This is a genomic window from Pseudomonas sp. Pseusp18 (genome assembly GCF_059506005.1).
In genome coordinates, this window is record NZ_CP169240.1 from 3,801,230 (window position 1) to 3,814,451 (window position 13,222).

General features: G+C 60.6%; 13 protein-coding genes. 9 read left to right on the forward strand and 4 right to left on the reverse strand.

Features of this window, described 5'->3' with window-relative positions:
• Positions 1-15: 15 nt before the first annotated feature.
• Positions 16-822 (reverse strand): sulfite exporter TauE/SafE family protein, encoded by an 807-nt coding sequence (locus tag ACEN9A_RS16955; RefSeq protein ID WP_258668764.1) that lies wholly within the window; start codon positions 820-822, stop codon positions 16-18.
• Between the two features lie 163 nt (positions 823-985).
• Here ACEN9A_RS16955 and ACEN9A_RS16960 point away from each other — a divergent pair, with 163 nt between their 5' ends.
• Positions 986-1,849 carry an MBL fold metallo-hydrolase gene (locus ACEN9A_RS16960; RefSeq protein WP_258668766.1) on the forward strand — a complete coding sequence of 288 codons (864 nt, stop codon included), beginning with the start codon at positions 986-988 and terminating at the stop codon, positions 1,847-1,849.
• A gap of 114 nt (positions 1,850-1,963) precedes the next feature.
• Here ACEN9A_RS16960 and bkdR read toward each other — a convergent pair whose 3' ends face one another.
• Positions 1,964-2,452: a Bkd operon transcriptional regulator BkdR gene (bkdR, locus tag ACEN9A_RS16965; protein WP_017339472.1), complete on the reverse strand. Its 489-nt coding sequence runs from the start codon at positions 2,450-2,452 to the stop codon at positions 1,964-1,966.
• A gap of 185 nt (positions 2,453-2,637) precedes the next feature.
• On the opposite strand from bkdR, the gene ACEN9A_RS16970 reads away from it, so the two are divergent.
• The 6 genes from ACEN9A_RS16970 (at position 2,638) to ACEN9A_RS16995 (ending at position 9,396) form a co-directional block, all read left to right on the forward strand.
• Positions 2,638-3,873, forward strand: coding sequence for a 3-methyl-2-oxobutanoate dehydrogenase (2-methylpropanoyl-transferring) subunit alpha (locus ACEN9A_RS16970; RefSeq protein ID WP_018929723.1), 1,236 nt, complete (start codon positions 2,638-2,640; stop codon positions 3,871-3,873).
• A gap of 1 nt (position 3,874) precedes the next feature.
• Complete coding sequence (locus ACEN9A_RS16975; protein ID WP_019648882.1) at positions 3,875-4,933, forward strand: alpha-ketoacid dehydrogenase subunit beta; 1,059 nt, start codon at positions 3,875-3,877, stop codon at positions 4,931-4,933.
• The gene (locus ACEN9A_RS16980) at positions 4,934-6,208 is read left to right on the forward strand and encodes a dihydrolipoamide acetyltransferase family protein (RefSeq protein ID WP_258668767.1); all 1,275 of its coding nucleotides are present in this window, start codon (positions 4,934-4,936) and stop codon (positions 6,206-6,208) included.
• Positions 6,209-6,215: 7 nt separating this feature from the next.
• Positions 6,216-7,598: a dihydrolipoyl dehydrogenase gene (lpdA, locus tag ACEN9A_RS16985; protein ID WP_258668769.1), complete on the forward strand. Its 1,383-nt coding sequence runs from the start codon at positions 6,216-6,218 to the stop codon at positions 7,596-7,598.
• Between the two features lie 301 nt (positions 7,599-7,899).
• Entirely contained in the window at positions 7,900-8,919 is a 1,020-nt protein-coding gene (locus ACEN9A_RS16990) for a branched-chain amino acid aminotransferase (protein WP_258668770.1), read from the forward strand.
• Between the two features lie 135 nt (positions 8,920-9,054).
• Positions 9,055-9,396 carry a hypothetical protein gene (locus ACEN9A_RS16995; protein ID WP_019648879.1) on the forward strand — a complete coding sequence of 114 codons (342 nt, stop codon included), beginning with the start codon at positions 9,055-9,057 and terminating at the stop codon, positions 9,394-9,396.
• On the opposite strand, the gene ACEN9A_RS17000 is transcribed toward ACEN9A_RS16995, so the two are convergent.
• Positions 9,386-10,312 (reverse strand): LysR substrate-binding domain-containing protein, encoded by a 927-nt coding sequence (locus ACEN9A_RS17000; RefSeq protein ID WP_258668772.1) that lies wholly within the window; start codon positions 10,310-10,312, stop codon positions 9,386-9,388. The two genes, ACEN9A_RS16995 and ACEN9A_RS17000, sit on opposite strands and share 11 nt — an antisense overlap.
• A 105-nt stretch (positions 10,313-10,417) precedes the next feature.
• Between ACEN9A_RS17000 and ACEN9A_RS17005 the strand changes: the two genes are divergently transcribed.
• Entirely contained in the window at positions 10,418-11,026 is a 609-nt protein-coding gene (locus tag ACEN9A_RS17005) for a LysE family translocator (RefSeq protein WP_258668773.1), read from the forward strand.
• Here the strand turns inward: ACEN9A_RS17005 and ACEN9A_RS17010 are convergent.
• Positions 11,023-11,787 carry an ArsR/SmtB family transcription factor gene (locus tag ACEN9A_RS17010; protein ID WP_258668774.1) on the reverse strand — a complete coding sequence of 255 codons (765 nt, stop codon included), beginning with the start codon at positions 11,785-11,787 and terminating at the stop codon, positions 11,023-11,025. The genes ACEN9A_RS17005 and ACEN9A_RS17010 overlap by 4 nt on opposite strands.
• An 81-nt stretch (positions 11,788-11,868) precedes the next feature.
• Between ACEN9A_RS17010 and ACEN9A_RS17015 the strand changes: the two genes are divergently transcribed.
• Positions 11,869-12,987 (forward strand): cytochrome P450, encoded by a 1,119-nt coding sequence (locus ACEN9A_RS17015; protein ID WP_258668775.1) that lies wholly within the window; start codon positions 11,869-11,871, stop codon positions 12,985-12,987.
• Positions 12,988-13,222: the final 235 nt, after the last annotated feature.

The window sequence follows — 13,222 nt, forward strand, 5'->3', positions numbered from 1 at the left end:
AGGAACTGGTGGCCGCTAGGCGAGCGCTCTAAACAGCATGTAAACGGCGATCACCACACAGACGCTGGCAAAGCCCATCTGCAGCCCCCGGGCCGGCACCCGCGCGCAGAGTTTTCGACCGAGGATCATCCCGACGATGCTGGCGACGATGAACGACACGCCCAAACCATCGATCCGCACCCCGGCGTGAAACGCGCCAATCACCCCGATCACCGAGATCAGGCTGATCACCATCAACGACGTGGCGACGATCCCGCGCATCTGCACATCGGTCAGTTGTTTGAACGCAGGCACTATCAGAAAACCGCCACCGACCCCGAGCAGCCCCGAGACCACACCGGTCACCGCGCCAAGCGTTGCAAGGGTCGCAGTGCATTTGGCGGTCCAGGAGAAACGCCCGGTCTGTTGATCGAGCATGCAGTTTTTCTGGCCCCAGTTGGCGTGGCCGTGATCGCTCGGGCCGGCGTCGAGCTTTTCCGGGCGCAGCATCCGCCAGGCCACCATGACCATCAGCAGGCTGAACAGAATCATCAGGATCTTTTCCGGTAACTGATGCGCGAAGTAGATGCCCACCGGCGAAAACACCGCGCCGAGCAAAGCAATCAACAACGCCGCGCGATAGCGCACCAGGCCATGGCGCAAACCGTCGATCGCACCAACCGCCGCCGCACTGCCCACCGCGAACAAGGCGACGGGCGCCGCTTGGGTCATGGTCAGACCCAGCCCAAGCACCAAGGCCGGCACCGCAAGAATACCGCCACCGGCTCCGGTCAAGCCGAGCACCAGGCCCATGACCAGGCCAAAAAAACTTGCCAACAACATAAAACACTCATGATCCGCGAAAAAAGGCCGGGTACGCCCGGTATCGATTGAGTGACAGGATAGAGCCCGCACAGTTTTTTTCATCAACTGAATGGATGCGGGGCTGGCCAATGCAGGGAAAATGAAACTACCCTCAAGACCTGTCCAAGAAGAAACGGCCACCATGCTCGCCTTGATTGAAGCCTTCCTCGACCCCGCATCCAAGACCTACAGCTACGTGATCTACGAGCACGACGGCGGGCAATGCGCGATTGTCGACCCGGTGCTCGATTACAACGCCGCCGCCGGGCGCACTTCGACCGTCCAGGCCGACAAGATTATCGACTTCGTTCGCCAACACCAGTTGCAGGTGCAATGGCTGCTGGAAACCCATGCGCATGCCGACCACTTGTCGGCCGCGCCGTACCTGCGTCAGGAACTGGGGGGCAAGATTGCGATTGGTCAGTCGATCAGCCAGGTTCAGGGCGTGTTCAAAACGCTGTTCAATCTTGAACCGGGATTCAGGGTCGACGGTTCGCAGTTCGATCACCTGTTCGCGCCGGACGAGTCATTCCGCATCGGCAACCTCAAGGCCACGGCCCTGCATGTGCCAGGGCATACTCCGGCAGACATGGCTTATTTGATCGACGGCGATGTGATTCTGGTGGGCGACACGTTGTTCATGCCGGACGTCGGCACCGCGCGTTGCGACTTCCCCGGTGGCAACGCCAACCAGATGTTTGCCTCGATCCGTAAGCTGCTGGCCTTCCCCGCCAGCGTGCGCCTCTTCGTCTGCCACGATTACCCGCCCGAGGGCCGCGCCCCGCAATGCCAGAGTACGGTTGGCGAGCAGCGCAAAAGCAACATTCATATTCACGACGGCGTCGACGAAGCCTCCTTCGTCGCGATGCGCACCCAGCGTGACGCCGGTTTGTGCATGCCGACGCTGTTGCTGCCGGCGATTCAGGTGAATGTGCGGGCGGGGAATCTGCCGCCGGCGGAAGATAATGGCGTGACCTACCTGAAAATCCCGATTAATAAGCTGTAAATCAAGATCAAAAGATCGCAGCCTTCGGCAGCTCCTACGGGGTCGGGTGCATCCGCAAGATCACGGTGCACACGGTCAATGTAGGAGCTGGCGAAGCCTGCGATCTTTTGATCTTCAATTGGCCAGGGTCAGGCCATTCGCCGGCAACGGCAGCGCCGTTTTGTACCTGACCTGCTTGAGCGCAAAGCTCGAACGAATGTTCGCCACCCCCGGCACCTTGGTCAGGAAGTCCATCATGAAGCGCTCCAGCGACTGGATGGTCGGCACCAGCACGCGGATCAAATAGTCCGGGTCGCCGGCCATCAAATAGCACTCCATCACTTCAGGGCGATCCGAAATCGCCTCTTCGAAATGCTGCAGCGCCTCTTCCACCTGCTTCTCCAGGCTGACGTGAATGAACACATTCACATGCAGCCCCAGCAAGTCGGCATCCAGCAACGTCACCTGCTCGCGAATCAGCCCTAATTCTTCCATCGCCTTGACCCGATTGAAGCACGGCGTGGGCGACAGGTTCACCGAGCGCGCGAGGTCGGCGTTGGTGATGCGCGCGTTCTCCTGAAGGCTGTTGAGAATGCCGATGTCGGTACGGTCCAGTTTGCGCATGAGATAAAAACACCTGTTTTTTATGTTTATGCAGATTTTTTATCCTCAAATGACCTTCAGTGCAACGAAACACAGAGAAATATTCTTCTTGGCCCGGCCTATGATTGTTGTAGGACAAGAATTCTTTTACCGAAGAATGACTGCCAGCTCACTACAAGAAATTCACAAGATCGAGCGTAGAAGCCATGAACCAAGCGTACGAACCGCTGCGCCTGCACGTTCCCGAACCTTCGGGCCGTCCCGGCTGCAAAACCGACTTCTCCTACCTGCATCTGACCGATGCCGGCACGGTGCGCAAACCCCCAATCGACGTAGAACCGGCCGATACCGCTGATCTGGCCAAAGGCCTGATTCGCGTGCTCGACGACCAGGGCAATGCCCTCGGCCCATGGGCTGAAGGCGTACCCGTCGAGATCCTGCGTAAAGGCATGCGCGCCATGCTCAAGACGCGGATCTATGACAACCGCATGGTGGTCGCCCAGCGCCAGAAAAAAATGTCGTTCTACATGCAGAGCCTCGGCGAAGAAGCCATCGGCAGCGCCCAGGCCCTGGCCCTGAACATCGACGACATGTGTTTCCCCACCTACCGTCAGCAAAGCATCCTGATGGCTCGCGAAGTACCGCTGGTGGACCTGATCTGCCAACTGCTGTCCAACGAGCGCGATCCGCTCAAGGGCCGTCAGTTGCCGATCATGTACTCGGTCAAAGAGGCCGGTTTCTTCACCATTTCCGGCAACCTCGCCACCCAATTCGTCCAGGCGGTGGGCTGGGGCATGGCCTCGGCGATCAAGGGCGACACCAAAATCGCCTCGGCGTGGATCGGCGACGGTGCCACTGCTGAATCGGACTTCCACACCGCCCTCACCTTCGCCCATGTGTACCGTGCGCCGGTGATCCTCAATGTGGTCAACAACCAGTGGGCGATCTCGACGTTCCAGGCGATTGCCGGCGGTGAAGCCACCACCTTTGCCGGACGCGGCGTCGGTTGCGGCATCGCCTCCCTGCGGGTCGATGGCAACGATTTCTACGCGGTCTACGCTGCATCCGCCTGGGCTGCCGAACGCGCGCGGCGCAACCTCGGTCCGACCATGATCGAATGGGTCACCTACCGTGCCGGCCCGCACTCGACCTCCGATGATCCTTCCAAATACCGTCCTGCCGACGACTGGAGTCACTTCCCGTTGGGTGACCCGATTGCACGCCTCAAGCAGCACCTGATCAAAATCGGTCAGTGGTCCGAAGAGGAACACGCCGCCGTCAGCGCCGAACTGGAAGCCGAAGTGATCGCCGCGCAGAAAGAAGCCGAGCAGTACGGCACCCTCGCCGGCGGTCAGATTCCGAGCGCCGCGACCATGTTCGAAGACGTCTACAAAGAGATGCCGGAGCATTTGAAGCGCCAGCGTCAGGAGTTGGGGATCTGACATGAACGATCACAACAATAATATTCAGTTGGAAACCGCCATGACCACGACCACCATGACCATGATCCAGGCCCTGCGCTCGGCCATGGATGTGATGCTTGAGCGTGACGACAACGTCGTGGTGTTCGGCCAGGACGTGGGCTATTTCGGTGGTGTGTTCCGTTGCACCGAAGGCCTGCAGACCAAGTACGGCACCTCCCGCGTATTCGATGCGCCGATTTCCGAAAGCGGCATCGTCGGCGTCGCCGTGGGCATGGGTGCTTACGGTTTGCGGCCGGTGGCCGAGATCCAGTTCGCCGACTACGTGTACCCGGCGTCGGACCAGATCATTTCCGAAGCGGCGCGCTTGCGTTATCGCTCGGCCGGCGAGTTCACCGCGCCGATGACCCTGCGCATGCCCTGCGGCGGCGGCATCTATGGCGGCCAGACTCACAGCCAGAGCATCGAGGCGATGTTCACCCAAGTCTGCGGCTTGCGCACCGTCATGCCATCCAACCCTTACGACGCCAAAGGCCTGCTGATCGCCTCCATCGAAAACGATGACCCGGTGATCTTCCTCGAGCCAAAACGTCTGTACAACGGCCCGTTCGACGGTCACCACGAGCGCCCGGTGACCCCATGGTCGAAGCACCCGGCCGCGCAAGTGCCGGACGGTTACTACACCGTGCCGCTGGATGTTGCCGCCATCACCCGTCCGGGCAAGGATGTGACCATCCTGACCTACGGCACCACGGTTTATGTGTCGCAAGTCGCCGCTGAAGAAACCGGCATCGACGCCGAAGTCATCGACCTGCGCAGCCTGTGGCCGCTGGATCTGGAAACCATCGTCAAGTCGGTGAAGAAAACCGGACGCTGCGTAGTTGTTCACGAAGCGACCCGTACCTGCGGATTCGGCGCCGAGCTGGTCGCGCTGGTGCAAGAGCATTGCTTCCACTACCTGGAAGCGCCAATCGAGCGCGTGACCGGTTGGGACACCCCCTACCCGCACGCGCAAGAGTGGGCGTATTTCCCTGGTCCGTCCCGTGTGGGCGCGGCTTTGCATCGGGTTATGGAGGTCTGAATGGGCACGCACGTTATTAAAATGCCGGACATTGGCGAAGGCATTGCAGAAGTTGAATTGTCTCAGTGGCACGTCAAGGTCGGCGACATGGTCGTCGAAGATCAGGTGCTGGCCGATGTCATGACCGACAAGGCGATGGTCGACATCCCCTCGCCGGTGAACGGCAAGGTGATTGCACTGGGCGGACAGCCAGGCGAAGTCATGGCGGTCGGCAGCGTGTTGATCAGCATTGAAGTCGAAGGCGCGGGCAACGTTAAGGAATCGACTGCGCCAGCGGCTGTTATTAAAGAAGCACCTGTGGCGGCGCCGAAAGTTGAAGCCGTCGTAGAAAGCACACCGGCTGCAGCGGCCCCGCGTCCGGCTGCCGCTTGCCAAGGACCGATGGTCGCGCGTGAAGCCGATGAACGTCCGCTGGCCTCCCCGGCCGTGCGCAAACATGCGCTGGACCTCGGCATTCAATTGCGTCTGGTGCGTGGCAGCGGCCCTGCCGGGCGGATTCTGCACGAAGACCTCGAGGCTTATCTGGCTCAGGGTCAGTCGAACGCATCGACCGCCAGCTCCGCTTACGCCCAGCGTAACGACGAACAGCAAATCCCGGTGATCGGCATGCGCCGCAAGATCGCCCAACGCATGCAGGACGCCACCCAGCGTGCCGCCCACTTCAGTTACGTCGAAGAAATCGACGTCACGGCCGTCGAAGAGCTACGCGCACACCTGAACGAAAAACACGGTGCGACCCGCGGCAAACTGACGTTGCTACCGTTCCTGGTGCGCGCCTTGGTCGTGGCCCTGCGCGACTTCCCGCAGATCAACGCCCGTTACGACGACGAGGCCCAGGTCATCACCCGCCTCGGCGCGGTGCATGTGGGCGTCGCCACGCAAGCCGACATCGGTTTGATGGTGCCGGTGGTGCGTCACGCCGAAGCCCGCAGCCTGTGGGACAACGCCGCGGAGATCTCCCGTTTGGCCACGGCTGCACGCACTGGCAAGGCCAGCCGCGATGAGCTGTCCGGCTCGACCATCACCCTGACCAGCCTCGGCGCCCTGGGCGGCATCGTCAGCACGCCGGTGCTGAACCTGCCAGAAGTGGCGATCGTCGGCGTGAACAAAATCGTCGAACGACCAATGGTGATCAAAGGCCAGATCGTGATCCGCAAGATGATGAACCTCTCCAGCTCCTTCGATCACCGCGTGGTCGATGGCATGGACGCGGCGCAATTCATCCAGGCCGTTCGTGGCTTGCTCGAACAACCCGCTACCCTGTTTGTGGAGTAAGTCAGGCATGCAAACTTTAAACACCACGCTGCTGATCATTGGCGGCGGCCCTGGCGGTTACGTGACAGCGATCCGTGCCGGTCAGTTGGGCATTTCGACCATTCTGGTGGAAGGCCAATCGTTGGGCGGCACCTGCCTGAACATCGGCTGCATTCCGTCCAAGGCGTTGATCCACGTCGCCGAACAGTTCCATCAGACACAGCACCACAGCCAATACTCGGCGCTGGGCATCAGCGTATCGGCGCCGACCCTGGACATCGGCAAAAGCGTCGAGTGGAAGGACGGCATCGTCGATCGCCTGACCACTGGCGTCTCGGCACTATTAAAGAAGCACAAGGTCCAGGTCATCCACGGCTGGGCGAAAGTGATCGACGGCAAAACCGTTGAAGTCGGCGACACGCGGATTCAGTGCGAGCACCTGGTGCTGGCCACCGGTTCGACAAGCGTCAACCTGCCAATGCTGCCGATTGGCGGGCCGATCATCTCTTCCACCGAAGCACTGGCGCCGAAAAGCGTGCCGAAACGACTGGTCGTGGTCGGTGGCGGTTACATCGGTCTGGAGCTGGGGATTGCTTATCGCAAACTCGGCGCCGAGGTCAGCGTGGTCGAGGCGCAGGATCGTATTCTGCCGGCCTACGATGCCGAACTGACCCATCCGGTGCACGAAGCACTCAAACAACTCGACGTGAAACTTTACTTGAAGCACAGCGTTGAAGGCTTTGATTCATATATAAATTCTCTACAAGTTCGTGACCCGAACGGCGACATCCTGAATCTTGCAACCGATCAGGTGCTGGTGGCCGTCGGTCGCAAACCCAACACCCAGGGCTGGAACCTCGAAGCCTTGAACCTGGACATAAACGGTTCGGCGATCAAGATCGACAACCGTTGCCAGACCAGCATGCGCAACGTCTACGCCATCGGCGACCTCAGCGGCGAACCGATGCTCGCCCACCGGGCCATGGCCCAGGGCGAGATGGTTGCCGAACTGATCAGCGGCAAACACCGCGAATTCAACCCGACCGCCATTGCCGCCGTGTGTTTCACCGACCCGGAACTGGTGGTGGTCGGCAAGACCCCGGACGAGGCCAAGGCTGCGGGGCTGGACTGCATCGTGTCGAGCTTCCCGTTCGCCGCCAATGGCCGGGCGATGACGCTGGAGTCGAAAAGCGGCTTCGTGCGGGTCGTGGCGCGGCGTGACAATCATCTGATTGTTGGCTGGCAGGCGGTAGGCGTGGGTGTTTCGGAGTTGTCGACGGCGTTCGGTCAGAGCCTGGAAATGGGCGCCCGGCTGGAAGACATCGCCGGCACCATCCACGCGCATCCGACGCTCGGCGAGGCGGTGCAGGAAGCGGCGTTGCGTGCGTTGGGCCACGCGCTGCACCTTTAAAGACTAACGCAACCCTTGGTAGCAGCTGTCGAGCACCGCGAGGCAGCGTTCGGCGGCGAAGCCGTCGCAAAACCGGTCATCGCATTCTTTCAGGCAGACCGCGTCAGGCGGATTACGACGACTTCGTCGCCGAACGCTGCCTCGCGGTGCTCGACAGCTGCTACAACGAGGTGCATCGATGGTCGCGGAGTTCGTAATCCGGGCTGCGATTTAGGCCCGGAATGAAGTATTGTTGTCCCCATCCAGAAAAATGTCAGAAGCCTTGAACCGTTTCGGCGGTTGTTAAGTGATAGAGGGTGTCATGGGTAACGAAAGCATCAATTGGGACAAGCTGGGTTTTGACTACATCAAAACAGACAAGCGCTATCTGTCGCACTGGCGTAATGGCGAGTGGGACAAAGGCACCCTGACCGAAGACAACGTGCTGCACATCAGCGAAGGCTCCACTGCCCTTCACTATGGCCAGCAATGCTTCGAAGGCATGAAGGCCTATCGTTGCAAGGACGGTTCGATCAACCTGTTCCGTCCGGATCAGAACGCTCTGCGCATGCAACGCAGCTGCGCGCGTCTGCTGATGCCGCAAGTGTCCACCGAACAGTTCATCGAGGCGTGCAAGGACGTGGTCCGCGCCAACGAGCGTTTCATCCCGCCTTACGGCACCGGCGGCGCGCTGTACCTGCGCCCGTTCGTGATCGGCGTGGGTGACAACATCGGCGTGCGTACCGCGCCCGAGTTCATCTTCTCGATCTTCTGCATCCCGGTCGGCGCCTACTTCAAGGGCGGCCTGACCCCGCACAACTTCCTGATCTCCAGCTACGACCGTGCAGCCCCACAAGGCACCGGCGCAGCCAAGGTCGGTGGCAACTACGCCGCCAGCCTGATGCCTGGCTCCCAAGCCAAGAAGGCACACTTCGCCGACTGCATCTACCTGGATCCGCTGACCCACACCAAAATCGAAGAAGTCGGCTCGGCCAACTTCTTCGGGATCACCCACGACAACAAGTTCGTCACCCCGAATTCCCCTTCGGTGTTGCCGGGCATCACCCGTCTGTCGTTGATCGAACTGGCCAAGACCCGTCTGGGCCTGGAAGTGGTTGAAGGTGACGTGTTCATCGACAAGCTGTCCGACTTCAAGGAAGCCGGTGCTTGCGGTACTGCCGCGGTGATCACCCCGATCGGCGGCATCAGCTACAACGACAAGCTGCACGTGTTCCACAGCGAAACCGAAGTCGGCCCGGTCACCCAGAAGCTCTACAAAGAGCTGACCGGTGTACAGACCGGCGACATCGAGGCGCCAGCGGGCTGGATCGTCAAGGTTTGATCTGAGGCGACTGTCCGTTTGAACACAAAAGCCCGGCCATCACATTGAAGGCCGGGCTTTTTTTCGCCCGCGTTTCGCGCAAAACGTCACTAGACTTGCCACGTGCAACCACCATCAACAGGTGCCACCAAAACCATGGGTAAATTCTGGCGAAAGTATCTGGCCTTGCTGGACACCGACTTCACCTCGCAAGTGTTCGACAACATCAAGAACCTACTGGTGTGCGCCCTGCTGTTCGCGGCGGGCACCAACGCGTTGCATGGCGGCCATCACGTGTTCATGGGATTGTTCGCTTCAAGCCTCGCCGGTTGGGGGTTGATTGCAACGTCAGCGCTGCTGATGTTGCTCAATATCAGCGACGGAATACGCCGGCTGTCCAGGTTGCAGTATCACACCTCGTTTCAGATCATTCTGTTTCTGGTTTACCTGGTGCTGGCGGTGCGGGTGGTGGAGATTGTCTGGGACTTCAGGGCGTAGCGGTCACGGCACGAGGTGTTTGCCAACTCAGCTCATCCTGAGCGATTCGGGCGAACAACCACTCCACAAAGATCCGCGTGTGCGCCGTCACGTCCGGCGCAACACCGTAGTAATAACGCGGCAACGGCATGCGCAACTCGGGCAGCGGGCAGATCAGGCGTCCGCTCGAGATATGGCTGCCCAACAAAGAGGTCGGGCACAGGGCAATGCCCTGTCCGTCGACTGCGGCCTCAAGCACCAGGTGCATGTGATCGAACTGCCGGGTTAGCTGAGTGGCTGACTGGCCTTGACCAAAGTGCATGGCCCAATTGTGCCAGTCTTCGCGGCGTGCCTTGGCAGTCAGCAATGTATGCCGACTCAGGGACGTGAGGTCTTCAAGTGGCAGGCGCTCGATCAGCGATGGCGCCGCGACCAGCAACAGTTCGTCTTCGAACAGCGCTCGCGCCTCAATCGCCGGTGCCCAATCATCGCGACCACGGCGAATGACGATATCGAACCCGTCGCGTGCCTGATCGGGTGCCTGGGTCTGGGTGATCACCTGCGGCTTGATGCCGGGGTGCTGCGCAACGAAATCCGCCAGCCTGGGCGTCAGCCAAAGCATGGCGAAGGACGGACGCACATTGATCTTCACCGTAGGCAGCGAGGCATGCTGCTTGAGCGCAGTGGCGGCATTGGCGATCTGCGACAGCCCGGCGCTGACCTGCTCATAGAAGCGCTGTCCGGCTGGCGTGAGCACCGATTGACGGATACGCCGCTCGAACAGCAGCACACCCAGGTACTCCTCGAGCAATTTGATGTGCCGGCTGACGGCACTGTGGCTGACATGCAGCTCTTCGGCCGCCAGGCTGAAGCTCTGATGACGAGCAGCAACGGCGAAGGCGCGAACAGCATTAAGAGGCGGTAGTTGATCCATCATGCGTCTAATTTAGTCACCTATGCGCCGTAATTAAAGCGTTTGTCACACCCTCCTCGCCACGCCAATCTGCCAGCACGCAGCCAATGCCACCTGACGGAGCAAGCCATGAACAGTTACGGACTCTTTGTACTCTTCGCCACCCTGACCATTTTGAGCCCGGGGCCTGGTGTGGTCCTGACCCTGTCCAACGCGGTGCGCCACGGTTGGAGGGGCGCCGTGCCGGGCATTCTGGGGATCGCGTCGGGGGCGTTTGTCGTCGCTGCCATCAGCGCCACCAGTGTTGGCCTGATACTCAGCACCTCCGCGAATGCCTTTACCGCGTTGAAATACGCAGGGGCTGCCTATTTGTTGTACCTGGGCTACAAAAGCTGGCGCTCGGATCGTTTCAGCACGCTACCTGAAACGCGCCCCTCAAGCCCGGGTTATCGCTTCCTTGAAGCGGCTTCGATGCAGCTTCTGAACCCCAAGGCGGTGTTTTTCTTTTTGGCAGTGTTCCCGCAATTCATCGACACTTCGGCGCACTTCTACAGCCAGTTCATCAAGCTGGTCGCCTCCTACGGCGTACTGGTGATCCTGGTGCATGGCAGCTATGCCTTGCTCGCCAACGCCGCCAAAGGCTGGTTGTCGAGCTCGAAGGGTTCCTGGCTGGCCGCGAAAGTCTCGGGCGTGACCTTCGCCGGCTTTGGAGTACTCATGGCCTCGACCAGTCGCTAAGTCGCAGGACTGGCGATCGCGCGGCGCCTGTTCTCGGTGGACGTGACTGGCGCTATCGTTCCCTGAACCGGCAGTTCAACGGCGAACCGGCGACTGAGTTCCTTGCGCCCCACCGCTGTCAACGCCAACGCCCGACTGTCCAGGTCCTGCGTCACCCATTGGCGTTTGATCGCCGTTTGCAACAACGCCGCGCCCAAGGCACCGCCAAGGTGCGGCCGGCGCATGCTCCAGTCCAGGCACGGGCAGGCGAAGCGGCGGCGCAAGGTGCCGAGGTCTTTGACGTCGATGCCCAATCCTTCGAACAACGCTTCACCACTGTCGCTCAATCGATAAGCCTGCTCATCGGTTTGCAGCAACCACCCCGCGTCGATCATCCGGTCATGTAGCACCACCGCCAACGTGCCGGCCATGTGGTCGTAACAGGTGCGGGCGAATTGCAGGCGGTCCGGGGTGCGCGGGTTGAACGTCGGCGCGGCGTTCTGGCCGATCACCATCAGTGCTTCGAGTGCCTGGGCCACGCGTTTGTCCGCGAGGCTGTAATAGCGATGGCGGCCCTGAACGTGCAAACGCACCAGCGCCAGTTCCTTGAGCTTGGCCAGGTGTGCGCTGGCGGTCGAGGCGCTGACTTCGGCAACCGCCGCCAGCTCGGTGCTGGTACGGGCGTGGCCGTCCATCAGCGAGCAGAGGATTTTCGTCCGCGCAGGCTCTGCAATCGCTGCGGCCACTTGAGAGACGCCGACGTCGTGTTGTTCTGCGTTCATATTTCGCTCCCGGACGAATCAAGGCCCTTTCGGACTAGAGATAGTAGCAACACTTTTCAACCATCGATAAGGCTGCGACCCATGGACCCGATCATCGCTGCGACTCACGCCGACCCTTACCCCTATTACGCGCAACTGCGTGCCGAGGGTGGATTGGTTTTTCATCAGGGACTGAAACTGTGGGTGGCCAGCAGCGCCCGAGCGGTCGCTGCCGTGCTGGCGCATCCGGATTGCCATGTGCGGCCGGCGCATGAGCCGGTGCCCAAGGCAATTGCTCAGGGCATCGCCGGTAAAGTGTTCGGTCAGTTGATGCGAATGAATGAGGGCGAGCGGCAGCGTTGCCCGAGGACGGCGATTGAGCCAGGGCTGGCGCTGATTGATGTGAACGAGGTCAACGAACGGGTAGCCGCTCGGTTGATTACCCCTGGCGCCGATGGGTTGTACACGGCGATGTTTCGCGGGCCGGTCTGCGTGGTGGCAGCGTTGCTGGGCTTTTCTCCGGCTCAGGGCCGGGCCATCAGCGAGCTGACCGCAGACTTCGTCGCCTGCCTGTCGCCCCTCAGCAATCAGGCACAACTGGACACCGCCCATGTTGCGGCAGAACAGCTGAAGGGATATTTCATCGAGCTTCTGGCTGATCCGAACAATCGAAGCGCCCTGCTCGCCGGTATCCGGCAGCGCTTCGCCACCTCGACCGACCCGGAAACCTTGATCGCCAACCTGATCGGCCTGTTCTCCCAGACCTGTGAAGCCACCGCCGGGCTGATCGGCAATGCGCTACTGGCATTGAATCGCAACCCGCAGCTCGATTTGACTCAGATTGGCGAGCTGATCGCCGAAGTGCAGCGCTTCGATCCTTCAGTGCAAAACACCCGCCGCTTCGTCGCAGCGCCCTGCGAAATCGACGGCGTGAACCTGAACCCCGGCGACGTGATTCTGGTGCTGCTGGCCTCGGCCAATCGTGATCCGCAGCTTAATGACGATCCCGATACGTTCCTGCTCGAGCGCCCAAACCGCCGCAGCTTCACCTTCGGCGCCGGCCGTCATCAATGCCCAGGGCAGGCGCTGGCCTTGAGTATCGCCCGCGCGACGCTGGTTGAGATCCTGGCGATGAAACCTGCTTTGGGTCGGTTGACCTGGCACTACCGCCCTTCCCTTAACGGGCGCATTCCTTTGTTTACTGATCTGCCGAACGCCTGACAGAGCGTGTCATCGTTCATCGCGAGCAGGCCCGCTTGGGTACGCATCGCAACACAGTACCTGGGGTTCAGCAGTCATCATATTGGGCAAGCTGGCGGTGAGTCGGGCGCTGGACAAGATCGATCCGCAGGAGGCTTAACGTGCTGATCGTTCCAACTTCTATGTGGGAACGATCATAAAACTGCGCCGATCCCAATGTAGGAGCTGCCGAAGGCTGCGATCTTTTGATCTTAAA

Excerpts from the sequence above, each read along its gene's own strand:
- ACEN9A_RS16955 (WP_258668764.1), bottom strand. The coding sequence starts at position 822 with ATGTTGTTGGCAAGTTTTTTTGGCCTGGTCATGGGCCTGGTGCTCGGC.
- ACEN9A_RS16960 (WP_258668766.1), top strand. The coding sequence starts at position 986 with ATGCTCGCCTTGATTGAAGCCTTCCTCGACCCCGCATCCAAGACCTAC.
- bkdR (WP_017339472.1), bottom strand. The coding sequence starts at position 2,452 with ATGCGCAAACTGGACCGTACCGACATCGGCATTCTCAACAGCCTTCAG.
- ACEN9A_RS16970 (WP_018929723.1), top strand. The coding sequence starts at position 2,638 with ATGAACCAAGCGTACGAACCGCTGCGCCTGCACGTTCCCGAACCTTCG.
- ACEN9A_RS16975 (WP_019648882.1), top strand. The coding sequence starts at position 3,875 with ATGAACGATCACAACAATAATATTCAGTTGGAAACCGCCATGACCACG.
- ACEN9A_RS16980 (WP_258668767.1), top strand. The coding sequence starts at position 4,934 with ATGGGCACGCACGTTATTAAAATGCCGGACATTGGCGAAGGCATTGCA.
- lpdA (WP_258668769.1), top strand. The coding sequence starts at position 6,216 with ATGCAAACTTTAAACACCACGCTGCTGATCATTGGCGGCGGCCCTGGC.
- ACEN9A_RS16990 (WP_258668770.1), top strand. The coding sequence starts at position 7,900 with ATGGGTAACGAAAGCATCAATTGGGACAAGCTGGGTTTTGACTACATC.
- ACEN9A_RS16995 (WP_019648879.1), top strand. The coding sequence starts at position 9,055 with ATGGGTAAATTCTGGCGAAAGTATCTGGCCTTGCTGGACACCGACTTC.
- ACEN9A_RS17000 (WP_258668772.1), bottom strand. The coding sequence starts at position 10,312 with ATGATGGATCAACTACCGCCTCTTAATGCTGTTCGCGCCTTCGCCGTT.
- ACEN9A_RS17005 (WP_258668773.1), top strand. The coding sequence starts at position 10,418 with ATGAACAGTTACGGACTCTTTGTACTCTTCGCCACCCTGACCATTTTG.
- ACEN9A_RS17010 (WP_258668774.1), bottom strand. The coding sequence starts at position 11,787 with ATGAACGCAGAACAACACGACGTCGGCGTCTCTCAAGTGGCCGCAGCG.
- ACEN9A_RS17015 (WP_258668775.1), top strand. The coding sequence starts at position 11,869 with ATGGACCCGATCATCGCTGCGACTCACGCCGACCCTTACCCCTATTAC.